Origin of the sequence: Tardiphaga sp. 866_E4_N1_4, from assembly GCF_052076075.1 — a bacterium.
Lineage (GTDB): Bacteria > Pseudomonadota > Alphaproteobacteria > Rhizobiales > Xanthobacteraceae > Tardiphaga > Tardiphaga robiniae.
On the sequence record NZ_CP197242.1, the window covers coordinates 3318648 to 3343786 of the forward strand.

Annotated in this window: 26 protein-coding genes and 5 pseudogenes; 14 read left to right on the plus strand and 17 right to left on the minus strand. The window is 61.8% G+C overall.

Going from position 1 to position 25139, the window contains the following annotated elements; genetic code table 11:
- The first annotated feature begins 343 nt into the window (after window positions 1-343).
- Complete coding sequence (locus AB8B20_RS16175) at window positions 344-742, plus strand: hypothetical protein (RefSeq protein WP_439074654.1); 399 nt, start codon at window positions 344-346, stop codon at window positions 740-742.
- Window positions 743-765: 23 nt separating this feature from the next.
- Here the strand turns inward: AB8B20_RS16175 and AB8B20_RS16180 are convergent.
- Both AB8B20_RS16180 and AB8B20_RS16185 read right to left on the minus strand, forming a co-directional pair.
- Window positions 766-975, minus strand: a pseudogene (locus AB8B20_RS16180) (MmyB family transcriptional regulator); the annotation flags it as partial.
- A gap of 12 nt (window positions 976-987) precedes the next feature.
- Window positions 988-1242: pseudogene (locus tag AB8B20_RS16185) on the minus strand (helix-turn-helix domain-containing protein); the annotation flags it as partial.
- Window positions 1243-1485: 243 nt separating this feature from the next.
- Here AB8B20_RS16185 and AB8B20_RS16190 point away from each other — a divergent pair.
- The 4 genes from AB8B20_RS16190 to AB8B20_RS16205 all read left to right on the plus strand — a co-directional run bounded on the left by AB8B20_RS16190 (window position 1486) and on the right by AB8B20_RS16205 (window position 4271).
- A complete protein-coding gene (locus AB8B20_RS16190) occupies window positions 1486-2076 on the plus strand; it encodes a hypothetical protein (protein WP_439074653.1) in 591 nt (196 codons plus the stop codon).
- Between the two features lie 52 nt (window positions 2077-2128).
- Window positions 2129-2500: an FAD-dependent monooxygenase gene (locus AB8B20_RS16195; RefSeq protein WP_439074652.1), complete on the plus strand. Its 372-nt coding sequence runs from the start codon at window positions 2129-2131 to the stop codon at window positions 2498-2500.
- A gap of 247 nt (window positions 2501-2747) precedes the next feature.
- Complete coding sequence (locus AB8B20_RS16200; protein ID WP_439074651.1) at window positions 2748-3974, plus strand: FAD-dependent monooxygenase; 1227 nt, start codon at window positions 2748-2750, stop codon at window positions 3972-3974.
- A gap of 12 nt (window positions 3975-3986) precedes the next feature.
- Window positions 3987-4271 (plus strand): hypothetical protein, encoded by a 285-nt coding sequence (locus AB8B20_RS16205; RefSeq protein WP_439074650.1) that lies wholly within the window; start codon window positions 3987-3989, stop codon window positions 4269-4271.
- 168 nt (window positions 4272-4439) lie between these two features.
- Here the strand turns inward: AB8B20_RS16205 and AB8B20_RS16210 are convergent, their stop codons facing one another.
- Complete coding sequence (locus AB8B20_RS16210) at window positions 4440-5288, minus strand: NAD(P)H-binding protein (RefSeq protein ID WP_439074649.1); 849 nt, start codon at window positions 5286-5288, stop codon at window positions 4440-4442.
- Window positions 5289-5581: 293 nt separating this feature from the next.
- Here AB8B20_RS16210 and AB8B20_RS16215 point away from each other — a divergent pair, with 293 nt between their 5' ends.
- Complete coding sequence (locus AB8B20_RS16215) at window positions 5582-5806, plus strand: winged helix-turn-helix transcriptional regulator (protein ID WP_439074648.1); 225 nt, start codon at window positions 5582-5584, stop codon at window positions 5804-5806.
- A gap of 219 nt (window positions 5807-6025) precedes the next feature.
- Here the strand turns inward: AB8B20_RS16215 and AB8B20_RS16220 are convergent, their stop codons facing one another.
- The 3 genes from AB8B20_RS16220 to AB8B20_RS16230 all read right to left on the minus strand — a co-directional run bounded on the left by AB8B20_RS16220 (window position 6026) and on the right by AB8B20_RS16230 (window position 9515).
- Window positions 6026-7039: an NADP-dependent oxidoreductase gene (locus tag AB8B20_RS16220; protein ID WP_439074647.1), complete on the minus strand. Its 1014-nt coding sequence runs from the start codon at window positions 7037-7039 to the stop codon at window positions 6026-6028.
- A gap of 17 nt (window positions 7040-7056) precedes the next feature.
- Complete coding sequence (locus AB8B20_RS16225) at window positions 7057-8427, minus strand: carotenoid oxygenase family protein (RefSeq protein ID WP_439074646.1); 1371 nt, start codon at window positions 8425-8427, stop codon at window positions 7057-7059.
- An 86-nt stretch (window positions 8428-8513) separates the two neighbouring features.
- On the minus strand, window positions 8514-9515 hold the full coding sequence (locus AB8B20_RS16230) for an NAD(P)H-quinone oxidoreductase (protein ID WP_439074645.1): 1002 nt from the start codon (window positions 9513-9515) through the stop codon (window positions 8514-8516).
- Between the two features lie 82 nt (window positions 9516-9597).
- On the opposite strand from AB8B20_RS16230, the gene AB8B20_RS16235 reads away from it, so the two are divergent.
- From AB8B20_RS16235 to AB8B20_RS16250, 4 genes and pseudogenes are all read left to right on the plus strand, one after another.
- Window positions 9598-10227 carry a TetR/AcrR family transcriptional regulator gene (locus tag AB8B20_RS16235; RefSeq protein ID WP_439074644.1) on the plus strand — a complete coding sequence of 210 codons (630 nt, stop codon included), beginning with the start codon at window positions 9598-9600 and terminating at the stop codon, window positions 10225-10227.
- 63 nt (window positions 10228-10290) lie between these two features.
- Window positions 10291-10464: pseudogene (locus AB8B20_RS16240) on the plus strand (DUF4267 domain-containing protein); the annotation flags it as partial.
- Window positions 10465-10644: 180 nt separating this feature from the next.
- Window positions 10645-11202, plus strand: coding sequence for a TetR/AcrR family transcriptional regulator (locus AB8B20_RS16245; protein WP_439074643.1), 558 nt, complete (start codon window positions 10645-10647; stop codon window positions 11200-11202).
- The gene (locus AB8B20_RS16250) at window positions 11199-12062 is read left to right on the plus strand and encodes an SDR family NAD(P)-dependent oxidoreductase (RefSeq protein ID WP_439074642.1); all 864 of its coding nucleotides are present in this window, start codon (window positions 11199-11201) and stop codon (window positions 12060-12062) included. Before AB8B20_RS16245 ends, AB8B20_RS16250 begins: the two co-directional genes overlap by 4 nt.
- 42 nt (window positions 12063-12104) lie before the next feature.
- Here the strand turns inward: AB8B20_RS16250 and AB8B20_RS16255 are convergent, their stop codons facing one another.
- From AB8B20_RS16255 to AB8B20_RS16265, 3 genes are read right to left on the minus strand one after another with little or no spacing between them, the layout of a single operon-like run.
- Window positions 12105-13265 carry a cytochrome P450 gene (locus AB8B20_RS16255; protein WP_439074641.1) on the minus strand — a complete coding sequence of 387 codons (1161 nt, stop codon included), beginning with the start codon at window positions 13263-13265 and terminating at the stop codon, window positions 12105-12107.
- A complete protein-coding gene (locus tag AB8B20_RS16260; RefSeq protein ID WP_439074640.1) occupies window positions 13252-14610 on the minus strand; it encodes an FAD-dependent oxidoreductase in 1359 nt (452 codons plus the stop codon). The genes AB8B20_RS16255 and AB8B20_RS16260 overlap by 14 nt, the downstream gene beginning before the upstream one ends.
- A gap of 20 nt (window positions 14611-14630) precedes the next feature.
- Entirely contained in the window at window positions 14631-15956 is a 1326-nt protein-coding gene (locus AB8B20_RS16265) for an MFS transporter (protein WP_439074639.1), read from the minus strand.
- 111 nt (window positions 15957-16067) lie between these two features.
- Here AB8B20_RS16265 and AB8B20_RS16270 point away from each other — a divergent pair, with 111 nt between their 5' ends.
- Window positions 16068-17033: a LysR family transcriptional regulator gene (locus AB8B20_RS16270; protein ID WP_439074638.1), complete on the plus strand. Its 966-nt coding sequence runs from the start codon at window positions 16068-16070 to the stop codon at window positions 17031-17033.
- A 48-nt stretch (window positions 17034-17081) separates the two neighbouring features.
- On the opposite strand, the pseudogene AB8B20_RS16275 reads toward AB8B20_RS16270, so the two are convergent.
- The 5 genes and pseudogenes from AB8B20_RS16275 to AB8B20_RS16295 form a co-directional block, all read right to left on the minus strand.
- Window positions 17082-17532 (minus strand): annotated as a pseudogene (locus AB8B20_RS16275) (VOC family protein).
- A gap of 64 nt (window positions 17533-17596) precedes the next feature.
- Entirely contained in the window at window positions 17597-17989 is a 393-nt protein-coding gene (locus AB8B20_RS16280) for an ester cyclase (protein WP_439074637.1), read from the minus strand.
- 35 nt (window positions 17990-18024) lie between these two features.
- Window positions 18025-18690: an NADPH-dependent F420 reductase gene (locus AB8B20_RS16285; protein ID WP_439074636.1), complete on the minus strand. Its 666-nt coding sequence runs from the start codon at window positions 18688-18690 to the stop codon at window positions 18025-18027.
- Window positions 18691-18889: 199 nt separating this feature from the next.
- Window positions 18890-19855: an SDR family NAD(P)-dependent oxidoreductase gene (locus tag AB8B20_RS16290; RefSeq protein WP_439074635.1), complete on the minus strand. Its 966-nt coding sequence runs from the start codon at window positions 19853-19855 to the stop codon at window positions 18890-18892.
- Between the two features lie 92 nt (window positions 19856-19947).
- Complete coding sequence (locus AB8B20_RS16295) at window positions 19948-20709, minus strand: SDR family NAD(P)-dependent oxidoreductase (protein ID WP_439074634.1); 762 nt, start codon at window positions 20707-20709, stop codon at window positions 19948-19950.
- A gap of 142 nt (window positions 20710-20851) precedes the next feature.
- Between AB8B20_RS16295 and AB8B20_RS16300 the strand changes: the two genes are divergently transcribed.
- Entirely contained in the window at window positions 20852-21535 is a 684-nt protein-coding gene (locus tag AB8B20_RS16300; protein ID WP_439074633.1) for a TetR/AcrR family transcriptional regulator, read from the plus strand.
- A 55-nt stretch (window positions 21536-21590) separates the two neighbouring features.
- On the opposite strand, the pseudogene AB8B20_RS16305 reads toward AB8B20_RS16300, so the two are convergent.
- From AB8B20_RS16305 to AB8B20_RS16315, 3 genes and pseudogenes are all read right to left on the minus strand, one after another.
- A pseudogene (locus tag AB8B20_RS16305) lies at window positions 21591-22331 on the minus strand (SDR family oxidoreductase).
- A 34-nt stretch (window positions 22332-22365) separates the two neighbouring features.
- Window positions 22366-22578 carry a tautomerase family protein gene (locus tag AB8B20_RS16310; protein WP_439074632.1) on the minus strand — a complete coding sequence of 71 codons (213 nt, stop codon included), beginning with the start codon at window positions 22576-22578 and terminating at the stop codon, window positions 22366-22368.
- Window positions 22579-22636: 58 nt separating this feature from the next.
- Window positions 22637-23140 carry a DoxX family protein gene (locus AB8B20_RS16315; RefSeq protein WP_439074631.1) on the minus strand — a complete coding sequence of 168 codons (504 nt, stop codon included), beginning with the start codon at window positions 23138-23140 and terminating at the stop codon, window positions 22637-22639.
- 119 nt (window positions 23141-23259) lie between these two features.
- On the opposite strand from AB8B20_RS16315, the gene AB8B20_RS16320 reads away from it, so the two are divergent.
- Together AB8B20_RS16320 and AB8B20_RS16325 are read left to right on the plus strand one after the other, a co-directional pair.
- A complete protein-coding gene (locus AB8B20_RS16320; protein WP_439074630.1) occupies window positions 23260-24153 on the plus strand; it encodes a LysR family transcriptional regulator in 894 nt (297 codons plus the stop codon).
- Between the two features lie 392 nt (window positions 24154-24545).
- The gene (locus AB8B20_RS16325; RefSeq protein WP_439074629.1) at window positions 24546-25124 is read left to right on the plus strand and encodes a hypothetical protein; all 579 of its coding nucleotides are present in this window, start codon (window positions 24546-24548) and stop codon (window positions 25122-25124) included.
- Window positions 25125-25139: the final 15 nt, after the last annotated feature.

Genomic DNA, 25139 nt, shown 5'->3' on the forward strand with positions numbered 1-25139 from the left:
GTCACGTAATCCCGCAACCGGGTGTCTTCATTGAGGACAGTTTGCCCCCGCGACATGCTGCTCAGATTTCCCGGCGATCGAATAAACGCGACACCTGCTTAAGTCGCAGCAGTTAGACCGGATCACTTTGTAAAGTACGGGCTCCGAGGTCGTTGAAAACTGAAGTTGTCCGGCCTCCAGGCTACCTCTGCAACATCCTAGATCGTCCCGAGTGCCGGTCGATCGTAGCGATCACTACGCCACCTTTCGCATCCTGGAAGCGTTCGAACGGGGCAGTTTCATAGACAGCAGCGTCTTTATCGAAATCGAAGCCGTTCCGGAATTGCGATCGTAGAGCTCGCTGATGTCGGGCGATCCCAGAAGCTCCGCCATTTCGCGGAGATCGGCCATCGCGATGTCCGGAGGCGGAAACAGAACAATCACGTGGTTCAGGTTGATGCTCGGGAAGGTGGGCACCGTCGTTCCCCATCGTTGGAAGGACCGCATCTCGAAGACGCGGGCTGGGTTCGTCTTCGTGCGGTACGATGAGTGCGAGTTCGTAAAGTGCACAATCCTGATCGACGACGAGACCGAGAACCTCGCTTTCACCCGCTGTTCTTTCGAGGACTGCAACATATCCGAACTGAGTTCCGTTGAGGACAGATATGTCCTATCGGACGGCAACGTTTTCAAGCTCCCGATCGAGGTCCGCAAGGCCGACCTTGACAAACGTCTGAGCGAGGCCCTCGCAGCCAAACACTGAAGGCGTCGAACCGACACCATCTCCTCGAACAAAGGGTCGCCCCTGCGCTGATCGTATGTCGTTCGAAACATCGCGATCATCCGCTGCGCCTCCTGTGCCCAGCTATCGCCGAATAGCTCGCCCGCGTCTCGGCTCGTAAGCATGTACCGGAGGATGTTCCGGTCGGCCTCGGGCATGCCCGAAAACCCGAAGAGTTGGTCGGCCGGGCCATTCCAGCAGAGTACATCCCAGCGGGCGCCTGTGACTTAGGCCGGTTCGGGCAGGCCGGGCACGATCGTTGCGATGGTTTCTGGCACCGTCTCACGAACGAAGCACGGCGCGGCTTCCTGAGCGGCGAGCCGGCGCAGATGCGCCGCTTCGTCTTCATCGAGCATGAGCGCCTTCGCAAGCGCGGCGATCGTCTCGCCCGACGCCGAGACCTCCCGGCCCTGCTCCTGCTTGACGTACCATTCGCAACTGATCCCTGCGCGGTCGGCGACCTCCTCCCGCCGCAAGCCTGGCGTCCGACGCCGGGGCGCGGACGAGACGTCCTAGCGCCGTCGGATCAAGACGGTGTCGACGCGACCGCAAAAACTCCCCCAATGGCTTATTCCCGCTCACATGATCTCCTGGGTGGTATTGCCCTGTCCTAGGATAAACCTAGGTCTTCTTGCGCAAACACTGAGCGCCTAATTCCGCTCATATGAAGGCATAAGGGCAAGGATGCCGCATACAATAAGGCTGTTTTCAGAGGGTACGCGCAGATGCGCGCGGCGCACGTCGACTCGCAGAGCATCGGCTTCATTGATGCGCACGGCACGGTGCTCGCGAAGATCGATCTGGAAGCGATCACGGGAGGCGTGAGGGGCAGGGATATCGAGATCCGCCGCGGGGACATCGCCACGACCTTGTATGCCGCAACGAAGGAGACGACGAACTACAAGTTCAACGACTCCATCGCTGCGCTGGAGGAGCACGGCGGAGGCGTAAACATCACATTTGCCAGCGGAGACAGCGCGACCTATGACGTCGTCGTCGGCGCGGACGGCCTACATTCGAACACCCGATCGCTCGTCTTCGGCCACGAGGCCCAATTCGAGCGATATATCGGTTTCTGCTTCGCGGGATTCACGATGCCGAACACCTTCGGCCTCGATCGCGGCGCGCTGGCCTATACGCTTCCGGGAAAGAATGCGGTCATTTATGCGACCAATGACGGCGGTCCAGCCTACGCATTTCTGGTCTTCAAATATCCGACCTCACCGTTTCGCAAGAGTCTCAACGACGAGGACAAGCGCAGTCTGACCGCCGCATGTTCGAAGGGGTTGACGGGTGGATCGTGCCTCAGATGGTAGAGGCGATGCGAAAGGCCAAGGACCTGTTCTTCGACTCGGTCAGCAGATCTACATGCCCGCTTGGTCGAAAGGGCGCGTCGTGCTTGCCGGAGATGCGGCGCACGCCACCTCCTTCATGTCGGGCCAGGGATCGAGCATGGCGCTGGTCGGCGCCTATGTCCTGGCCGGCGAGATCGCGACCAATGCGGACTACACCTCTGGCTTCGAGGCCTATGAGAAACTGGTGCGGCCCTTCGTCGAGATGAACCAGGCCCTGGTCGATGAAAGCAAGCGGATCATGATCCCGGACACCCAGGAGGAGATTGACGCCCGCAACGAGATGTTTCAGAAGATGGCGGCCGAGGCGGGAGGCAAGGTTCTTGAGAAGGACAGTTCCCGTCAAATCCACAGCGCGCTGACTTTGCCCGCGTATAGCTTATCGTAGCCTGCCACAGCAGGGGGCGAACGCCGCGCCATCGTGCCATGTCGCGCCTTCTAGGGTTCGCAAACAGTGCAGCGTAAACGACGCGGCACCGCGTCCGCCTCGGGCAAATGTCTCCGCACGGGGCGATGACTAGAAATCGCAATTTATTGTCCCGTTTGCGGGATGTGGTCGACCGACGGATTTCTTATCTTGGCTCCGACGCTGACACATCGCGCGCTGTGGGCGCGTCCCGATGGAGACGGTGGGCGTGGACGGCCAAGCCAGGATGATCACCACGATGGAGAATGAGTTAAGCGTTCTCGTTTCCGGCGCCAGCGTTTCCGGGCTGAGCATCGCCTATTGGCTGTCGCGTTACGGGTTCAGAGTCACGGTCGTCGAGCAGGCGCCCCATCTGCGCGCAGGCGGCCAGGCCCTCGATGTTCGCGGCGCAGCGGCCCTCGAGGTCGCCGATCGAATGGACATTCTCACCACGATCCGCGAGCGGCGCACGAGGCTGACCGGGGTGTCGCTGGTCGACCCTTCGGGCAAAGAGATCTTCCGCAGCACGGAGCGGACCCTGACCGGCACGCGGTTCGACAGCTCCGACGTCGAGATCCTGCGCGATCATCTCGTCGAGGTGCTCTTCGAAGCCGTCGGCGATCGGGTGGAGTATATCTTCGAAAATTCGATCGCGTCTCTGAAGCAGGACGAAACCGGCGTCGATGTCGCTTTCATCAACGCACCGCCGCGACGCTTCGATCTGGTCATCGGGGCTGACGGGGTGCGATCGAATGTACGGCGGCTCGTCTTCGGCCCCGACGAGCGGTTCATCCGCTATCTCGGCTCCTATATCGCCGTCTGCGCGATCCCGAACTTCCTCGGTCTCGATCACTGGCAGACATTCTGCCAGCATGACGGGAACGGCGGCGGTCTGCTGGCCCTGGCGAAGGACGATCCCACAAGAACCTATCTCGGCTTCAAGGCGGACGAGCCGATCGATTACGATTACCGCGACATCGACGCGCAGAAGCGGTTGCTGGCCGACCGGCTCGCCGGGCTGGGCTGGGTATTTCCGCAGATACTGAAATACATGCAAGACTCATCCGACTTCTACTTCGACTCGATCAACCAGATTCGCATGGACCGTTGGTCCGATGGGCGGGTCGTGCTGCTCGGCGATGCGGGCTACGCCGTCTCGCTGGCCACGGGTCAGGGCACCTCCGTCGCGATGATCGCCGCCTATGTCCTGGCAGGGGAGCTTGCCATGCACCGGGACGAGCCGCTGGCGGGTTTGCGAAGCTACGAGCGCGAGTTGCGCGATTACGTGCTTCGTAATCAGGAACTGGCAACGCAAACGGACCTGCCCGAGCCTGAAGGCGATGACCAGATGATCAATCCGGACAGCCTTCCCGACTTCGGGGAGCAGGCCATCCCGTTCGATCTCAAGAGCTATGAGCACCTGAGCGGGTCATCGCCGCAGGCGGGCGTTCTCTAAGGAAGCCGAAACATGGCTTCACTCAGCAGCGGCCTCACCGCAGAAGTTCTGCAACGTCTTCATCGCGAAGCGGAAGCGGCCGATGCGCCGTTGATGCAAACCTTCGAGAGCGAAGGGACCACTGTCGAGCAGGCGACCAGTTGGGTTGTGGAGGCTGAGACCAGGGACCTGACGGGCCCGTATCACAGTTACGCTGGCAACTTCCCGAGCGTCTCTCCGTGGGGCTCGACGGCGGGGGGCCACCAGCATTGGCGTGACATCGCGCCACACCGCTCAGCCGCAGCGAAAGCCATGTAGGAGCAAGACCGCGGGCCCAGCGCCTCCGATCACACATAGTGGATGCGCGTGCCGTTGACCTCGGCATGGTAGCGGGTGGACCCGTTCAGGATCCACGGCGCTATCAGCCGCGGGCTGGGGCTATGGAGACTCCGTCCATGGTCAAGCGTCTGCCCCGCTATTCTGACGCTAGAATTCGAGGCCAGCAAGCACATCGCTCAGCGATCTTGGAGCATGGCCGGCAAGCCTCTCCACGTCGCCAGTGACGATGTCGTAAACGCCCTCCGCCTGAGCCACCTGCATCGAGGCGACAGCGTCGATGACGAAGGATGGGAGCCCGGCGGCGCGCATGGCATCGCGCAGATGCGCTTCGGTAAGAACCAGATAGTCGATCGGGTGGCCGGTGAACTCGGCGAGCAGCGCCGCGCGCTCGGCACCGGTCACGCGATCCGGCCCGGTCAGGTTGTAGGTTGCCCCGACCTCCCCCCGGCCCGCCAAGGCTCCGGCGCACGCAGCAGCCACGTCGTCGCGTGACACGAAGGCGACGCGATTCTCGGCGAAGCCGGGGATATGACCGGTGCCCGCCGCCATGCCGGCCTGCTCGGCGAAGGTCTCGGCGAAGTAGTTCATCCGGAGGATTGTCCACGCCTTGGCGGCACTGGTGAGGAGATGGCGCTCGCCGGCCCAATAGGCCGCGCCCATTGCAGGTTCGGCTTTCTCGCGCGTGGCAGTCGCCGACAGCTGGAAAACATGACCCACACCCGCTGCCACCGCGGCCTCCACGGCTGCCACAACCTGCGCGCTGCGTACACCCGGCCGCAGGTCCGCACCAGGGATGATCAGCAGGCGATCGAGGCCGGCATAGGCGTTCGCCAGGGTCTCTGGGCGGTCGTAGTCTCCGAGGCGAGCTTCCATGGGGACGGGCACCCGGCCCGGCTCGCGGGTGATCGCCACGATGTCATGACCGCCAAGATCCTGAAGCGCTGCCAACGCTCCATGGCCGACCTGGCCGCTGGCTCCGCTGATGCCAATCCTCATTGTATTCTCCATTCTCCGACGTACATCTTCTGCCTGACGATGTGATCGGGCCCGCTGGCTTCCACAAGAACGCATCGAAATGTGCTTGACGCACACAAATGTGCACGCGGCTGGAATGGAAAATCGAGTATGACCGCAATGGAAAAGAAACCATTATCTTCGCCGCCCGACGAGTGCCAGGGACTTGCGCAGGTAATCGATCGCGTTGGCGACAAATGGGCGGTCGTGGTAGTCGGACATCTGTCCGAGCGACCATCTCTGCGCTTTAACGAGTCATGCGTGCCATTCCGGGCGTGTCACATCGAATGCTGACGCTCACCCTGCGCGGGTTGGAACGCGAGGGACTCGTCAGCCGCACCGCCTATGCCACTGTCCCGCCGCGGGTCGACTATGCGCTGACTGAGCTCGGACAGTCGCTCACCGAACCGTTGGCCCTCCTGGCACGATGGGCCACGGCGAAGCGCCCCGAGATGGAGGCCGCGCGACGTGCCTACGACACCCACAAGGGTGCCGCCTAAGGAGCTCCCACTGAATTCCCTATTTCAAAGATGTCGTGGGTAGAAACGTGAAACGAATTTCTGCTCGCGCACGTCAATCGTGCACGATCTCTTGCTTGTGTGTCATCCCTACGGAGCCGTTTCGCACCTACCCCGGATCATGCCTTGGGAAGGAGGAGCGATCTCGCGGCGACGCGCCTGTGGCGCGAATCCGCCCTGGAACCTGCCTGCGGCTCAGGCTCAGGCGAGCTTTACCAGCATCTTCCCGAAGTTCTCACCCGTGAACAGCTTGATGAATGCGGACGGAGCGGCCGCAATGCCGACATCGACGGTTTGCCTCCACTTTACCGAACCGGACTTGATCCATGAGGTCATCTCCCGCGAAAACTGCGGTAGCAGGTCAAAATGGTTGGACACGATGAAGCCCTCGAGGCGCAAGCTCCGCGACACTGCCAGATGGAGGTTGGATATGCCGTTCTGATCGCCGGAGTTATAACCGGAGATCATGCCGCAAAGGGCGAGGCGCCCGAATGTCTTCGAGGAGTCGATCGCCGCTTCGAGATGTTTTCCGCCGACATTGTCGAAGTAGACATCGATGCCATCTGGAGCGAGGCGCGCCAAAGAACCCTTTAGATCCGTTTCCACCTTGTAGTCGATGACGTGGTCAACGCCGATGTTCCGCAGGAAGTCGCATTTCTGCTTGCCGCCGGCCGAGCCTATGACCGTCGCTCCCGCGATCCGGGCTATCTGGCACGCCACGGATCCAACGGCGCCCGCTGCCGCAGACACGAACACCGTTTCACCGGCCTGGACGCGCGCGATCTCGTGGATTCCCACATAGGCAGTAAGACCAGTCAACCCGAGTACGTGAAGAAACATCTCAGGCGGCAGGTCGAGGCTGTGCAGCTTGCGGATGTCCGGTGCGTCGGCGGCAGTGGTGAACGCCTCCCGCCACCCGCGCATGGTCTGAACCAGATCGCCCGGAACGAAACCTTCCGCTTCCGAAGCGACGACCCGCCCAATGGCGCCGCCTTGCAAGGGCGCACCAAGTTCGAATGGCGGCAGATAGCTTTTTCGCGTGGTCATGCGCCACCGCATATAGGGATCCACGGACATCCAGAGGTTTAGAACCTGGATCTGCCCTTGCCGAGGCGGCGGCGCGGAGGCCTCGCAGAGCTCGAAATTCTCGGCTGCCGGAAGGCCGGAAGGCCGCGATTTGAAACGTATCTCGCGCGAATGAAGAAGACCGGTCAAGGTGATGGCGCCTTTAATCAGAATGAATCCGGGATCCAGTTGCCGTGGAATCCGAACGGAACTCGCACAGGCAATTCGATCGTCGCGAGTGGCTTACCCGCAAAGTCTCCGGCCTCGATGATCACGACGTCCGACTTTTGCCGGTTCGCATCGTAGACGTAATTGAGAATCCAGCCGTCGTCTTCCGCTCTTGTGTTGCCACGCGGTACGAAGATAGGCTCGAGACCGACGCGTCCCGGCCCGTGATCGTGAACTTCGGTGCGCGCTTTCGTGACATCGTGCTTGTAGGTCGGTCCAATCCGCAGGCCCTCGACGGAAGCGGTGTAGCCATAGCGATACGGCAATCCGGACCGCGCGTCGTTGATACGTGGAAACTCGCAACCACGCTCCTCAAGCACCGATTCCGAGAAACGCCCGTTCGACCGGTTAAATTCCCATCGCACCAGGCGAGAAACCGTCGGTTCCAGCGGACCGCGGCGCTCGCTGTCGAACACGCGCTCATGGCGCACCACGTCAACGATGACGCGATCGTCGGCATCGTAGGCATTCAGGACGTGGAATACGTAGCACAGCGGCACTTCATACCATTGAACCTTGCTGGAATCTCCGTTCCGCGGGACCAGGCCCACGCGCGGTGGACGGTTTTCGTTCCAGCCGAACGGCACGGCCGATCCGGCCATCGCCGCCTTCAAATCGAAGCGAACGGGCAGATCGAGAAAAACCGCCGTGGTCGGAGTGATGGCCATATCGTGGACCATCGGACAATCCGGCGCCGGTATCTCGGCGATCGTGCGGGCGCGGCCCTCGCGATCCACGACCACGTAGCTCACAGCCTGAAGACCGGGCTGGTAGCACATCGCATGCAGTTCTCCCGTAGCCGGATCGAGCTTTGAATGAGCGGCAAATCCGTTCTTCAACGTACCGTTCAGGTTCGAACGGCTTACGCTTTCCAGCTCGTAATTGAGCTCAACCGGCAGACTGCCTGCCTCGACCAACGCGTGAACATGGGCCCCAATCTTCATGACATGCGTATTCGGGCTGAAATCGCGTTCGCCATTCTTCGGCCCGAGGAACGTATGTCTGCCCAGCGATTTGGCTACGGGATCGGAGAGAACATACCGGCTGCGATACCACTCGGCTCTGCCGTTGCGCAGGCGCACGCCGTGCACCATGCCAGTCCCCTGAAACCAATGATACTTCTGCGGATCGACTGCAGTGATGGGATTGGGGCCGATGCGCAGCAGCCGGCCGCTCAATTCCTCAGGGATCGATCCCTTCGTCGGCAGGTCGAAACTGGTCGTCTCCACTTCGACCGGAGCATAATTGCCCTCGAGATAGGGGTTTTCTCCGTGGTTGGCGCCACAGTCCACACTCGGCGTATCCAGCATCGCGCGCTCCCCATCCAATGTAATTTCGAATTACATTGGATGGATCTTCAGGTGGGAGTCAAGTGATTCCGTATCACATTCCGGCCTTACCCGAATGTCAGCACGAGTTTTCCGACATGGTCGCCGGTCTCCATCCTGCGATGCGCGTCGGCGGCGCGCGTGAACGGGAACGTGCTGTCGATGACGGGCTTGATCTCTCCCGAACGAAGGAGGGGCAGAACCTGGTCGATGATCGCCCGGACCATCAGCGCCTTGTCGTCCACCGAGCGCGGCCGGAGAAAAGATCCCGTGTGAACGAGCCGTTTGGCCATCAACAGAAGGAAATTCACCTCGGTACGGGGCGCGCGCATGAAGGCGATCTGGACGATGCGGCCATCCACCGCCGCAGCACTGTAATTGCGTTCAATATAGTCGCCGCCTACCATATCCAGGATGACGTTTGCACCCCTGCCCGAAGTGAAGCTTGCGACCTCTCTAACGAAGTCCTGGTTCCTGTAGTTGATTGCAAGATCCGCTCCGAGGTTGCGGCAGGCTTCGGCCTTCTCTTCGCTGCCGACCGTCGTCAGCACGGTGGCGCCGAACGCCTTTCCCAGTTGAATGGCCATTGTCCCGATCCCCGACGATCCGCCATGCACCAGGAGGGTCTCGCCCGCCCTGAGATTTCCCCGTTCGAAGACGTTGTGCCAGACGGTCATGATGGTCTCCGGCACGGCAGCGGCCTCAATCATCGAAAAATTTTCAGGCTTTCGTATGAGGTGACTCTCCGGCGCAACGCAGTATTCGGCGTACCCCCCGCCGGAAACCAGCGACATCACCTTGTCTCCCGGTTTGAAGCTCCGAACGGACCGTCCAAGGACAGCAATTTCACCCGCCACCTCTAACCCTGGCAAATCGCTGGCGCCGTGGGGCTGAGGATACATGCCGCTGCGTTGCATCAAGTCGGGACGATTGATGCCGGCGGCCTCCACCTTGATCAACACCTCGAATTCCGTGGGGGTCGGCAGCGGACGTTCTTCGCGTAACAGCACCTCCGGACCGCCGGGACGACTTATAGCAATGGCCGTCATTGTACTCGGTAAGGAACGCAAGCTGACCCCCAAGGTATGTGATTCCGTATTACATCTCTCAGGCGGGATTGCCCCGCGTCAAGCGAAAAGTTAGTGATACGAGATGAACACCAAGACAAAGCCGCGTCGCGCCTACCATCACGGCGGCCTCAGAGAGGCGCTGATCAACGCAGCCCGCCATGCCATCGACAAGGCCGGCCCCGAGACAGTTTCTTTGAAAGATCTCGCGATCAAGGTGGGCGTGACGCAATCGGCGCCCTATCGTCATTTCGCGAGCCGGGAGGCTGTTTTGCAGGCCGTCGCGGCCGATGGGTTCGGACGGTTTCGCTCAACATTGCAGGCCGCTGAAATGCATGCCCGCTCTGAGGGAGCCTTTGAGCGCGCGGCAATGGCTTACATCCGCTTCGGCCAAGCCAATCCAGGTGTCTACCGGCTGATGTTCTCATCGCGAGAGATTTGCGGCGCAGGGCCCGACAGTCCGTTGGCTGCTGCCTCGTCAGCGGCTTTCGAGGACTTGTTGAGGCGGGTTAAAGCGCATGCTTCTCCGGATCGCGTTCAAGCGGTGGCAAGTTGGGTGTGGTGTACCCTGCACGGCGTGGTGATGCTGAACTCCGAAGGACTGCTGCATAACTCGCGAAGCAATGGATTGAGTATCGAAGAAATTGTGCGCGAATTGGGCGAAGCCGTTCGCAGTCGCCTCAAAACGACGCCTTCGCAACGCAAGAAACACTAAACTGTGAAGCGCTCGTTGGTTTAGATGTGAATCTAACGTAAGGGTCGGGAGTGAAAGGCGCTGGGCGCCCCTCGCGGGCTCGGCCTCATCCTTTTCGTCGAAGCAATGATCCCCTTGGGCGACATGTTGGTCATTCTTGCGGCCAAGGGCGCCACCAAACGCGCCTTCGGCATTCACGGGCTTACGGCGGTGATCATGGTGACGGCGGCCGTTCCCTTGATGATCGAGCTGCGCTGAGATGGTTCACTCTCTTTCGATCTGGCTTCTAGTTGCAGGCTTCTTCGGCGCAGGCCTGTTCAACGCGATCGGTACACCAAGGTCTCAAAGCGATTTCGTTCGCCTGACGCACCGAGCGCACTGCCTGTTTGTCATCTTGACAAAGTACGTAAATATGTCAAAATGCGAAGAATGCCACCGATGTTGACGGATAGCGAGACGGCCACACGGCGAGCGAAGACGCTCGTCGCCGCGCGCTGGTGCTTCCTGAACTTCGGCTTCGCGAAGACGTCGTTCGAGGACATCGCCAAGCGCGCCGGCGTCTCGCGGACGCTGCTCTACCGGATATTCGGAGACAAGGAAGAGATCTACCAGGCGGTCTTCGCGGACTGGCTCGTCTCCCGGCACCCTGCCGCCACGACGGCGGCGACGGGACCGGGCAGCGCCTACGAACGACTTCTCACCGTGTGCCGCCTGATGGCGCTCGAGCCTTGGGCCGAGATGGTCGGCACGCCCATGGGGCACGAATTCCTTGCAGCGTGCGAGCGGATCGATCCCCAGAGCGAGGCGCTCTACCGCGAGGTCCTGCTCGAGTGCTTCACCGCCATTCTAAGCGACAAAACGACCGCCGAGGTCTTCCGTCTCTCGTTTGACGGGTTGTTCGCGGACCAACCCTCGATGGAGACTCTCGAGGAGCGAACCCGGATCCTCGCGGGCCGGTTTGCTCCTCGCCCGACAAAGAAAGCAAATCGAACATGACGGCACCGTCCCATGCTCAAGAGATCGTCGTAGTGACCGGTGCGTCCAGCGGCATCGGCGAGGCCACGGCGCGTGAACTGGCCAAGCTGGGATTTCACGTCCTGGCGGGCGTCCGCCGGGACCAGGACGCCGACGCCATCCGGGGGCCGGGCATCGAGCCGTTGATCGTCGACATCACCGATCAGGGCCACGTCCGGGCGCTAGTCGCCCGGATAGAGGAGGATCCGCATGGCCGGGCGGTGCGTGCGCTGGTGAACAACGCGGGCATCGGCGTCAACGCGCCGGTTGAGGTCTTCGACATTGACGAATGGCGACGCCTGTTCGACGTCAACTTCTTCGGCCACGTCGCCGTCACCCAGCAACTCCTGCCTGCCCTGATCCGCAGCAAGGGTCGCGTGATCAACATCAGTTCCGTGGGCGGCAAGCTGGCCATGGCCACCTATGGTCCGTACGCCGGCACGAAGTTCGCGCTCGAAGCGGTCAGTGACGCCTTGCGCCGCGAGATCGCTCCGTTCGGCGTGAAGGTCGTCGTGATCGAACCCGGGGCGATCCGGTCCAAGATCGCCGGCCGTGCAATCGCCACGGCCAACAGGGTGGTTTCGACCATGACCCCTGAGCAGACCCGACGCTACGGCAGGCTGGTGCAGGCCATTACGGCACAGGCCGCGTCGGCCACCGAGGCGGGCTTGCCGGCCGATGCGGCCGCGAAGGTAATCGCTAAGGCGGTGACCGCGCGCACGCCGCGGACCCGTTATACCATCGGTCGAGAGGCGGCATTGCTGCCCTTGTTCGCGGTCCTGCCCGACCGGCTGCTCGACTGTATCCTCGCCGCCGTACTTCGTCCCTACTTCCCGAAGTGATCGCAGATGACCGGCATCTGCCTACTTCGATCAGCTTCCTGGTCAGTGGACGATGACCGGCAACCGTTCGAATCCGCGGAGGACGTTGTTCACGGCCCGCTTCGGCTCGCCCAGTTCGAACCGGCGCACGCGTCGGGCGAACGCCTTGACCAACGCCATGATCTCAAGTCTCGCCAGATGCATCCCGACGCAGACATGAGATCCGAATCCGAATCCCAGGTGTTCGCGAGCGTCCCGGGTGACGTCGAATCTTTCCGGATCTGGCCACTTGCTCTCGTCGCGGTTGGCGGACGCGTAAAGCAGCAAGAACCTGGAACCTGGTGAAATCGTCTGATCTCCATAGGTCATCTCGCGGGTACTCACCCGCGTCAAACCTCGAATCGGAGACTCCAACCGGATAGCCTCGTTGATGGCACCCGGTATGAGAGCCTCGTTCGAGCGGACCTTTTCCCATTGATCGGGGTGCCGCCCGAACAGCCATAAAAGACTTCCCGTGGCGAAGATCGTCGTGTCGAGGCTCGGACTGATGTAGTCCCGCATCATTGCGGGACATTTCGCGTGGGGAATGTGGCCATCGTCGGCGGCGCGCCAGATCGCGGCAGCCCAACCCTCGGGCGAGAGCCCGCTCAACATTCGTTCGTCCATGCAATAGCGATGCAGCTCCCGAATCTGGGGGAGAGCCTCCCTTCCCCGATCGTTCATCGGCCCCAGCGCATCGAACGTCGCGCTTGCCCAGCGGAGCATGTTCGCCCGCCCCTCTTCCGGCAGGCCGACCAATCGCGAAACGATGGTGACGGGCAAGTACCTGGCACAGTCGGCCATGGCATCGAAGCTTCTTCGATCAACGAGCCGTTCGACCAATCGCTCCGCCTCCTCTCCGATAACGGGGGCGATCTCCTCAAGGGCCGGCACGGTGAGAGGCGCTCTTATGATACTGCGCATCCTCCGATGCTCGGGCGGATCCGTCGTGATCGTGTTGCCTAGCGACTGCGTATTGATGATTTCGTTCGCGGCTACTCCGCGGGCGGACGAAAAGGTGTCATAGTCGCGAAGCGCGGCCCGCACGTCGTCGAAGCGGGCCAAGCACCATAGATCATGCTTGGGCAGCCAGACGGCCGGCCCCAGCTCCCGGATTGCCCGATAGTGCTCGTAAGGCTCGAGAATTGCCTCGTCTGAGTACAGATCGACGTCATACGTTCGCATCGAGATGCTTCCGTGCAGGGTTGTTGCTCGCCTTGCCGACATCCTCCGTCCAGGGATCTTGACGAAGATCGACCAGATTCGGCCGCAGCCGTTCCGACAGTTGGGAAAGATCGATTTCGTGGAGGCTTTCTTTCCCGCGAACGTCGAGGGCGTGAGCTGCGGCCTGGCCCATCGCGAAACAGGGCCCCATCACCCGGACGGAGGCGAGCGCCACGGCGTCGCCGTCGATGCATCGGCCGGCGGCTATCAGATTGTCCGCGTCGCGGTGAACCATGCTCCGCAAGGGCACGTAGTGCATGTGATCGTCATCGTCGAATATCTCCCAGTTCACGCCTTCGGCGATGTCGTGGGCTTCGACCGGCCAGGAGCAGCGCGCGACGGCGTCGTCGGGACGCAGACCGCTGCGGACCTCGTCGATCGAAAGCTGGTGGGCTGACACGAACCAGCGCGTCTGCCTGATTCCAGGGAGACCGTAGGCGCGGATGCGGGCATCCTTCATTGAGGGAAGTTCGGCGCGCAGGAGAGCGAGGACCCTGTCGGCCTGATCACGTCCCTCCAGGGTCGCGCGGCTGGCCCCGATCGGATCGGTCGGATTCGGCATGTGGGTCATGTTCACCGTCGCGATGTTGCGACCGGGAAAGGCGAAGATGAAACCGTCCTCGCGCGCCAGGCCGTACTGACCTCTCTTCTCCTTGAGCAGCTGCGCGACATGGAAGCCGTCGAATTCAGCGACGGCCCGCGGGTCGAAATTCTCCAGCGTGACCATCTGCGTCCCCCAATGGGGCGTTTCGGGTTCCCTCACCTGCAGGCCGGCGTGCCAGGCGACCGTAGCGTCTCCGGACGCGTCGACCACCCCGTTGCACCGGACCTCGATATCTCCCCATCGCGTGGCCACGTGGAGGGACGTGACTTGCCGACCCTCCATCCGTACCTCGCGGAGGACGGCGCCCAGCACGACCTCGACGCCGGATTCCGTCAGAGCTCCTTCCGCCCAACGACCGCACATGGTCTCGTCGTACTGAAGGACGACCGTGTTCAGGGCCCGGCGGGAGTGCAGCGCATCCGCGTCGTTCAGGTATCGGAGCATTTCGTCCACGGGTCCGAACGTTACGCGCCGAGGCCTGGGACCGTTCGAATACAGCCCGCAGATGGTGCCGAGCAACGTGCCGACGAGTTGCCCGCCCGGAACGGGCATCGCCTCCAGTAGAACGGTGCGGCGTCCCAGCCGGGCCGACGTAAGAGCGGCCATCAGACCGGCCGCGCCGGACCCAACTACGCATACATCGGCGTCGATCTTTAACCTCTCGACGTTCTTCCGGACCAAACGTGTCCTCTTGTCGATCATCTCGCAGCTCCAGTCCGTGATCAGGCAGACGCGACGTGCGGCCGGCGATCGGCGACGCGCGGCTCGCTGTCCATGTGAACCGAGTGATCGTAGATCCTCATCAGGAAGAACGATGCGACGGTCACGACGCCGATTGGCACGGCTGCTGCCCAGAACAGCTGCGAGACCGGCAGGGCCATCGAAAGAAGAATCCCGCCGACGAACGGGCCTGCGATGGATCCGATCTTTCCGATGCCGAGCGCCCAACCCAAGCCGTTGGCGCGGATCGGGGTCGGATAGATGCTTCCGGCGATGCCGTGCAGGGAATTCTGTACGCCGATCGTGAAGAAACCCGCCGTCGTGGCGGCCGCAAGCAGAAGCGGTTCGGACGAGTTCAGTACACCGAGCGAACCCACCACCGGACAGGCAATCAGAGCCGAGCCTACCAAAGCTCTCATTCCCGATCGGTCGATGATGTACCCGACGACCAGCCCACCCACGGCTCCTCCTAGGAAGAAGCACGACAGCGCCAAGGCCGCCGCGCTGCGCGGCAATCCTGCGGCTTCGATGAGAACGGGGAGCCAGCTCACCAGAGAGAACAACGTTATCGAGTTCGCCACGTACACGACCCACAGGAGCGGCGTCATTATCGATCGGTGCTCCGAGAAGAGCTGGGCGAACGAGGAGCCCAACTGTTCATCGGACCTCCGCACCGCGAGAACGGCGCTCGCCGCGCCGTCGCGCGCCACGGCCTTCGCCGCGAGATAGCTCGACGATTCCGGCAGGAAGAACATCAGCGCGACGGCGAGCAGCAGCGAAGCCGCACCCCCGAGCTGGAAGATGATGGGCCATCCGTAGGCCGGCACCAGTTGGGCCGCAATCACGCCGCCGAAGGTGCCTCCGATCGCGTACCCGGCGAAGATGACCGTGATGGCCGTGACCCGAAGATGTTTCGGAGCAAACTCGTTGGTCAGGGCGACCGCGTTCGGAACGGCTCCTCCCAGGCCCACGCAGGCGATGAAACGATAGATCAGCAGTTGGTTGAGCGCCGAGGCCCAGCCGGTTGCGTAGGTGACCACGCCGAACAGGATGGCGCCGATGATGATAGCCTTCTTCCGGCCCCAGCGATCGCCGATGTAGCCGAAGACGATGGAGCCGACGAGCAGTCCGAATAGGCCGGCGCTGAAAACCCCGCCGACGGCGAGCTTGTCGACCTTCCAGGTCCGGATCAGTTCCGGTACCGCGAAGGAGAGCGCCGCCACGTCGTAGGAGTCGGCCACCATCAGGAGGAACGACAGAGCCGTGACGCGGATCGTCGATCCGGTAGCTGGGCTGACGGCGTCATTCGATATCCCGGATGATGACATGTGCTTCCTCTCGGTCGGTTGTTATTTTCCGGACGAAACTAGACGCTGGACTGTTGTTAGCAAATGCCGGAATATGGGTATGTTATGCCATCTAGGCATAGGGCATTTCGCATGAAGGATCGGCCTACCGGCCAACAACCCTCGTCATCGCCGCTGGAAGTGAGGGACGGCGCTGGTGAGCGGCGGAAGTTGAGCTTGCGGCAGATCGAGGTTTTTCGGGCGGTGATGCTGTCCGGATCGATCAACGGCGCTTCGCAGATGCTGCGTGTGGCGCAGCCGAGCCTTTCCCGCGTCGTGAAGCGCACGGAGGATGTGCTCGGTTTCAAGCTCTTCGAGAGAACGCGGGGGAGACTGATACCTACGGACGAGGCCGGCGTACTTCTCAATCTCGTGGGACGCGTCTATCGGCAGTTGGATGAACTCGGCGAAGCGGTGGATCGTCTCACGAAGGGAGACGGAGGGATGTTTCGGCTCGGATGTACTGGCAGCCCGGGCCGATGCCTGGTCCCGAGGACCGTCGCCAGGATGCGAGCCGCGCTCCCTCAACTCAATTTCCAGGTAGACGTCCTGCTCATCGATCAGATCATAGATTATCTGCTGTTTCAGCGCGGAGAATGCGTTGTTTCCGTTTTTCCGGTACGCCATCCACTAGTTCACTGCGAGCCCATCGGAAAGGGCAGGCTCGTGGCACTTGTCCCACACCGGCACCCACTGGCGACGAAGCGGCAGATATCGGTGCAGGACTTGACGCAGGAGCCTCTGATCTCGTTCGAGGCGGAAACCCCGCACGGGGCCGTGGTTTCCCAATTGTTTGAGGCCGAACGGCTGCCCGTGCGCGTCGATTTCATCGTGAGACATATCGAGACCGCTGTCGGACTAGTCGCCAATGGCGTAGGAATCGCGTTGGTCGACGAATTCTCGACGGTAGAGATCTGGGGCCTGCCGGTATCGGTCGTTCGCATCAAGAACAGCCCGACGCTTCATCTCCATCTCAGTTGGAACAAGGACGTCGTCAGATCGCAATTCTTTAAACGCTTCGAGACATTGCTGTCGCGTTCCGTCCAGGGCACCAAATAGCACGGGGAACGCGCCTCCCGAGTCTAGGCAAGGACTTGAGCCGATCTTTCACGCGTCCTGGATGATCTCGAACAGATTGCGCCACGGATCTTCGAAGAACGCGCCGCGCCGTCGATTGGGTTCGTATTCGAGCGGACCTGCGACGATCTTGACGTCGCGACGTGCCAGTTCCGTAATCGTGTCCTCGATGTTGTCGACCCGCAGGCACAAGTGGTGCCAGCCGTGCAGGCGAAGGCTGTCTCCAAGTTCTTCGGATGCCGGACGGTCCTGGGCCCCCCGGTCCGGCAGCCAATTCGATGTGGAAGCTGTCGTCATCGGCCGGGGCCAGAAATGCCCATTTCAGACCTACGGCTTCGGTGGTGGCGGTCAGACGGAAATCCAGCTTTTCGGTGTACCACGCGAGTGCCGCGTCGTAGTCGGGTACGCGCACTCCGACGTGATCGCCCTTCATCGACCGCAGCGGGCTGATCGGGTTCTTCGCGGGAGCAAACAGTGCCATGGCGACTTCCTTTGATCGTCGATGCGGATTTGCCGGGAGCTGGGACGTGAGCCGGTTACGGACGTCAGGCGCCCAGTTGCCGCTTCAGCGCCTCGGCGTCATGCAGTGCCGCCATGTGCAAGAACCGCCCGTCGCGGACCTGATAGACGGCGTATTCGACGATCTCGAAGGAAGCGCCGGTGGGAGCGATGCCCAGCCACTCGTTCGTGGGGGTGCCGGTGTTGACCAACTGGGCCCCGATGCGGTCGCCGTCGATGATGAGGTTCTGCAGAACCCAGTGAAGGTTCGGCACCGCACCGGCATCCTCCCTCTGCACCGCGAGTACGTCGTCCCGGGTGCCAGGAACGCCGTTGAGGGTGACATTGTCATGAATGAACTTATCCATGACCTCGAAATCGTGTGTGTTGAGGGCCGCGATGTAGCGATCGTAGAAGTCGCGTAGATCGATGTCGGGCATGATCGTTCTCCGAGGTGCAGATCGAGTAGGTGAAACTATGGCCCCGGGTGCGGCGGAATGATGCGCCGCGCTCGCGAAAGGTTGGCAACGAGCTCGGGCCTGGTCTGGTGTTGCAGCGCGCGCCATGCGGGTTGGCCGGGGGCGCTTCGCCAAGCCTCGCTGAGCGGGCTGTTGTCGACGGTGTCGAAACCGAACTGATCGAGCAGTCGCGATGCCAGCTCGACGGCTTCGGGAAAGTCGCTGGAGATCGGCACCGCGATCCGGTCGTCAGCGCCGGCGGGTCTCCCAGCCGTGGTGATGCGGGGAGCCTGAATGTGAGTGAACGCCTGCACGACCTTGGACCTAGGAAGCTGCTCCTGTCGGAGCTGATAAACGGTCTTCTCGCCGGAATCGATTTCCGGATAATGACCGTCGCGCCAGACCATGTAGTTGTTCGTGTCCAGAACGACTTTCCCGGCAAGCGCGTGCACGGGCATGTCGTTCACCGGCTTGAGGGGAACGGCGACGACGACGAAGTCGCCGGCTTCGGCAGCATCGGCCGCGGTCGCTGCGCGTGCCGATGGGCCAAGTTCTGCGACAAGGTCCTTCAGCGTCTCGGGTCCTCGCGAATTGGCGATCACGACTACGTATCCGTGCGAGATGGCCGCGCGCGCAACCTGACTGCCGATCTCGCCCGCGCCGATGATGCCAATGGTGGTCATGATTGCTTGAACCTCAAGTTTCTTTATACGTTCGTCGGCGGCTCGCTTTGCTCGATGTCCCGGTCATGCGGCCTGAAAATCGGCCCTCTTGATCGCCGATGCCCGGCATCCCAGCCGGCTCCGGAGCCACCGTCGCCCCTGCCAAGGAAAGCGTTGACAAGAACGGCGGAGGATGGTCTTCCGCCGTCCCATCTCGACCTTACGAGGCGTTCAGCAGCCGCTCGCTCTTCGCCCAGAGTTCCCGGGCTTTGCTCGCGTCGAGAGCATACGACCTGACACCGTCGGCAAATGGATTAGGTATGTCGTTGACCGGAGCGACCGCGCAATCCTCGAGGTAGCGTCCGCCAATCTCGTCCTTGTCCGCCACGGCCGCCGCCCAGACCGACGTTGCCGCCGCCTGCCCGATGTCCTTCAGTTCTCCCGGGGGAAGACCGGCATCGGCGCGGGCCTTGCCGACGGTCTCGAGAAGGCCCTGCAACTGCTCCTGCGAAAAATGGCGCGGAAGATCGGTCAGACTGTTGCCCGGCATCACCGAGGCGGCCCGGATCCCGCGGTCGCGATACTGCCGGTCAAACTCCACGGCGAAAAGCGAGGTGGCCGTCTTCGATCGGCCGTAGGCAACGAACGGATCGTATGCGTGCTTCTCAAAGTTCGGATCGTCCAGGTCGACGTCGGCGACCCGATGCGCCTGAGACGACAGCACCACCAACCGACCGTTGTTGGCAAGCAGCGGTGCGATACGATCGAGCAAGGCGAAATGGCCGAGATAGTTGGTCCCGAACTGGAGTTCGAAGCCATCGACTGTCCGGCCGAACGGAGGTGCCATGACGCCAGCGTTGGCGATGATGGCATCGAAAGACCTGCCATCGGCCAGCAGTTTCTCGGCGCTGGCTCGAACGCTTTGCAAGGAAGCCAGATCGAGTTTGACCAATTCCAAGCTGCCACCCGCTTCCCGCGCAGCGGCACGAATCGATGCAACGACTGATTCGGCCTTTGCGACGTCTCTGACCGTGCCGACAACGTCGGCACCGTGCCCCGCCAACGAGCGGGCGGTTTCCAGGCCGATGCCCGACGACACGCCCGTGACGAGAAATCTTTTCCCCTTGAGATTCCTGCCGGCAAGTACCTCGTCGACGGTCGACTTTGCACCAAATTTAGCTGTCATGTCCTGTTCCTGATTGTTCGATTTTGATCCTGGGCCGCGAAGGCCGGACGCATCTCAGTACGGTTGGGTGGATTGAAAGATCTCGGAGACGTTCAGATGCCAAGGCCGCCGGCCACATCGATCACGCCGCCCGTCATATAGCCGCTGTCGGGCCCTGCCAGAAAACAGACGAGAGCCGACACTTCCTCGAGTTTTGCAATCCGGCGAATTGGATGGAGGTCCAGAAACGCATCGGGAGCAACTGTGCCGCCGAACACCTCGGCCATCATGTCGGTCGGCATGGCGCCGGGCTGGACGACATTGACCGTGATGTTGCGTGCGCCGAGATCGCGGGCGACGCCCTTCGCGTAGCCGTTGATGGCCGCCTTGGAGCCGGTGTAGTCCGCGACGCCGGGGACCAAAGCGCGGGTGCCGTTGAGAGAGCCGATGAAGACGATCCTTCCGCCGTCGGAGAGTGCCGGCGCCGCCGCCCGCGTGGTCGCCACAGCTCCCATGACGTTGACCTGCCACAGATGGTCGAGAGCGTCCGTGTCGAGATCGGGATCGTCGACCGTCTGTCCCTTCGCGACAACCGCCGCATTGTTGATGAGGATGTCGAGCTTGCCGTAGTGCGCCATCACCGTCTTGATGAGTGGCTTGGCCGCGGCCGCATCGGCCTGGTCGCTCCGGATCGCCAGGGCCCGGACGCCCTTCGCCTTCAATTTCTCGACGACAGCCTCGGCCTTCTCGGCCGACGACACGTAGCTGATGGCGACGTCCGCCCCCTCGTCGGCAAGGGCGAGCGCCGTGACGGCCCCGAGCCCGCGCGAGCCGCCCGTGACGAGGGCGACCCTGCCCTTCAATTTGTTCGACATGAGATCCTCTTCCCTATGATTGCCGCCCGAACGCTCGAGTGGGGATTTCATAACAGTCATTACGTAACGCTTGTTATGAAATCTAGACAGGGGCTGTCAAGTGATTTAATAATGACCGTTATGGAACTTAAGGGATGAGACCATGGGCCGCCCCCGCGAATTCGATGTGGAACAGGTGCTCGACGCCGCCCTCGGCGTGTTTTGGCGCAAGGGCTACGAAGGCGCCTCATATGCCGATCTGACCGAGGCGACAGGCGTCGAGAGGCCCGCGCTCTATTCCGCGTTCGGCAATAAGGAGGCGCTCTTCCGCCAGGCGCTCGCGCGCTACGAGGATCGCTACTTGGACTACATTCCGGAAGCGCTGAAATTACCGACGGCGCGGCAGGTCGCTGAGCACATTTTGCGCCACGCTGTTGACCTGAATACGCGGTATCCCGAACACACGGGGTGTCTGGGCGTCAACGGCGTCTTGGCTGGATCGGACGAAGCGGAATCAGTGCGGCAGGCGCTGATCGACTTTCGTGCGGCCGGTCAGGCGCGGCTTCGCGAGCGCTTCGAACGGGCCAGGACCGAGGGCGACCTGCCGAAGACGGTCGACGCAGATGCCCTTGCGGCATTCCTGCTGGCGATCACGCACGGCATGGCAGTGCAGGCCAAGGCCGGCTTCCGCCGTGAAATGCTGGAGGCCGTCGCGCAGCAGGCGCTTTCCGCCTGGCCCGCCGGCAAATCCAAGCCGCCAGGAAGAAATCCTCGCCTTTCCAGCGAGACAAAGCGAAGGAAAGCGCCGGCACGAGTAACGAAGGACATCAGCGACCACATCTTGTAGGTGGCATCCTGCCGTTCGAACAGAAGCCGGAGGGTTCGCAACGGATGCCGTCTTCTCAGATCACCCCACCGTTTGCCCGGATGATCTGGCCATTGATCCAGCCGCCGTCCGGCCCAACCAGCAGGGAAACAACGCGAGCGATGTCATCAACATCGCCCAAACGGCATAGCGGGTTCATCTGCTTGATGCGATCCAGCGTCGCCTGATCCTTGCCTTCGAAGAAAAGCTCGGTGGCCACCGGTCCAGGCGCGACGGCATTGACCGTGATGCGTCGAGATCCCAGTTCCTTTGCGAGGATATGCGTCAGGGCCTCGACCGCGGCTTTGGTCGACGTATAGATGCCGTAGGTGGGCTGATAGAGCCCGACGACGCTGCTGGAAAAGTTCACGATGCGGCCGCCGCTCCTCAGGCGCTTCGCCGCCTCCCGGAGACCGTTGAACGTGCCCTTCAGGTTGATCGCGATAGTCTGATCGAAAGTCGCGTCGTCGAAGTCTGCGACCGGCCCAAGTTTCATGATGCCAGCATTGTTCACCAGGACGTCGACGCAGCCATAGGCTGCCTCTGCGAAATCGAACATCCTTCACGCAGCCTGCGGGTCGCTGACATCGGCCTGGCAGGATATAGCTCGGCCGCCGAGCTTTTCGATCTCGTCCGCGACCTTACCGGCCGCATTGGCGCTGCCGGCATAGTTTACGATGACCGTGAGACCATCGCTCGCCAACCGGCGAGCGATGGCGGCTCCGATGCCACGGGATGCACCCGTGACGATCGCAACTCTGCTCGTCGAGGTGGTCATCGGCGCGGATCCTCTGTCGTGTCGTCCCGCGGCATCAGCCGTTTGCTCGATATTCATCCGGAATCACGAAGACCTCGTCGGCGCGCGCATAGCCGCCGTCCTTGATTTCCTCGATTAAGACCATTGTGTGCGGCCGAACTGCCTCGGAGAAATATTCGACGAGCATCGCCGTGGTCCGATGGACAATCTCTTCCTTCTGGGCTCGGCTCAGCGCTGCCTCGGGAACCTTGAAATTGACAAATGGCATATGCTCACTCCGTTTGGTCGATCTGTTGAAAGGAACGATGGGTACTTGCTTCTTGCGGTCAGAGTTCGCGACCGATGCGTCGGTCGATTGAATATGGGCCGGCACCGTGGATCGAAATCAGTAGAGCGATGAAGCCCAGCATCAGCGGGTACTCGATGCCACGGTCGATCCACGGATATGTCGGGCCAAGCGCGATACTGATGAAGAGCATCTGCACACCCAGCATCGGAGCAATGAAGCGCGTCGCCAGGCCGATCGCCAAGGCCAAACCACCAAACGTCTCGAGTAGCGCGACGAACATGGCGACCTGAGGCGCGAAGGGCAGTTTCAGAACCTTGCCGATTAGGTGGATCGACCCGCTCATCGGATCGGCCATTGAGCCGTGGGCCATGCCGAACAGCTTCGGAACCCCATGAGTAACGATCGTAAGGCCGAACGCGGCCCGGAGGACCGCGTAGGCGGCGGGCTTTGCGACCGCATAGAACGGAGCAAGAAACGGGAAGAGGAGTCGGGCTTCCTTGTTCGTTCCAGGGTGCCCGCTCGCCTGAACTTCATTCGACATGTCGCCTTCATTCCATCGCTGAGCCCGTGAACGAGCGTAACCATTTCGAAAAACAGGGGTAGGAAGGCAAATTCAACATCACCGTTTCAAAAAACATAACAATCGGGTACGGGATGGTCATGGATCGCATCGACATCATGCGGCTGTTCGTGAGGATCGTGGAACGTGGAAGCTTCGCTCAAGCTGCGAGGGACCTGCGGATTCCGCGTCCCAGCGCGACTCATGCGATCCAGCGCCTGGAGGAAGATCTTGGTGTTCGGCTGCTCGAACGAACGACCCGAAATGTGAGGCCGACGCTCGATGGTACGCTCTACCATGAGCGCTCCGTCCGCCTCCTTGCGGACCTGGATGAGGTAGAAAACGTATTCAGGAATGCCGAACCCAGGGGGCCGCTTCGCGTTGATATGCAGGGCACCATCGGGCGGTTTTTTATCCTGCCCCGCTTGCCGGAGTTCATCGCCCGCTATCCTGGCGTGTCGCTCAGCCTCAGTGAAGGCGACCGGTTGGTCGACCTCATCACCGAAGGTGTCGACTGCGTCGTGCGAGCAGGTGAATTGCCCGATTCCTCTCTGATCGGGCGCCGTATCACGGTGTTCGAGCAACTAACCCTAGCGAGCCCGGCATATCTCAAACGTCATGGCGTACCGTCGTCACCAGATGACCTCGATGGCCACAAGATGGTCGCCTACGTCGCCTCCGCAACCGGTCAACCCTATCCGCTCGAGTTCGAAAACGAGGGCGTGGCACAGGAGATTCCGCTTCCTTACGATGTCATCGTCCGCGGCGCGGAAATCTACGCTGCCTCCGGGGTTGCAGGGCTCGGATTGATACAGGTCCCTCGATATCGCGTAGAGCATCAGATCACGGCCGGACTGTTGATACCGATAATGGAAGGCTTTCCGCCTCCAGCCATGCCCGTGTCCGTGCTCTATCCGGAGAGCCGGCACCCGTCTTCACGAATTAGGGTCTTCGTCGATTGGCTAACCGAGATATTTCGTGCTCCTGAAAGCTGAGGTTCGGGACGAGCCTTGCAGCGAAACCTCAATGCCATCATCGGGCCTGTGCAAGCGTCACGGCGTATAGGGTTCGGGACGCATGGTCCCGAACCCCGCCCGTTCCGATCCCGGTCCCGCGACCCGTCGCCGGCCGCCCGGCGTTGCGGCGGACGCGATTTCCGGCGCTGCGGGATTTCAAGGATTCGTCCGACAGCGGCGCAGAGGCGGCCGTCGGCCGGTCGATCTTTCCGGCGTCGGCTCTCCCGAACATTCGTCCAAGGATTCGCGCTCGCCCGGCCAGGCCGCACCAGGAATGCCCGTTCTGGCGCACGCCATCATCTTGACTGCACGAAACGAGTGGTTAAATGTTATGCAGTCACGTTTCGTGTTGTCAAAACCAAGGCCCGCCCATGTCTAACAGGTTTCACTCCTATGCCGGGACCGCGACCGGCATTGCGCTGACGGAGATCGTCGACGCGCCCGAACTGGTCGCCGACTTCCTGTTGATGTCGCGGATGGGACGGCCCGCAGTCCAGGCCGTCGCGGTCGAGGCGGGCCGTGTCATCGACGCGTTGCCGACGAAGGCGGAAAAGGACGCGGCGAGTCAATTCTGCGGCTGGTCGGTCGGGCAAGTAATGCGCGGCTTGGGCTACCGCGTCGTACGGGAGCGGGGTCGCGTGACCGGCGCTCCGTTCAAGACCGGCGCCGTGTGGGAGCCGGCCGAGACCGGCGTCCGCATTGTGCGGTCCCTACCCGCCGATTGCACCCGGCGGATCGAGTTGGCGGTGCGGGCCGAGAAGGACGGCCGGGTGGTCGGACAATGGGAGGCGGTGCAGAGCGCGGCCGATCCGGTGCGCCGGATCCGCACCGTGGTCGAGGTCGCCGGACCGGTCGCCGAGGCCATCGCGAACGCGACGTCCTACGCCCTCAGGTGGGACTTCTCGGTGATCCTGATCCGGGACCCGAAGAACCTCTACCCGACCGGTTAGGAGATTTCGCGCCGA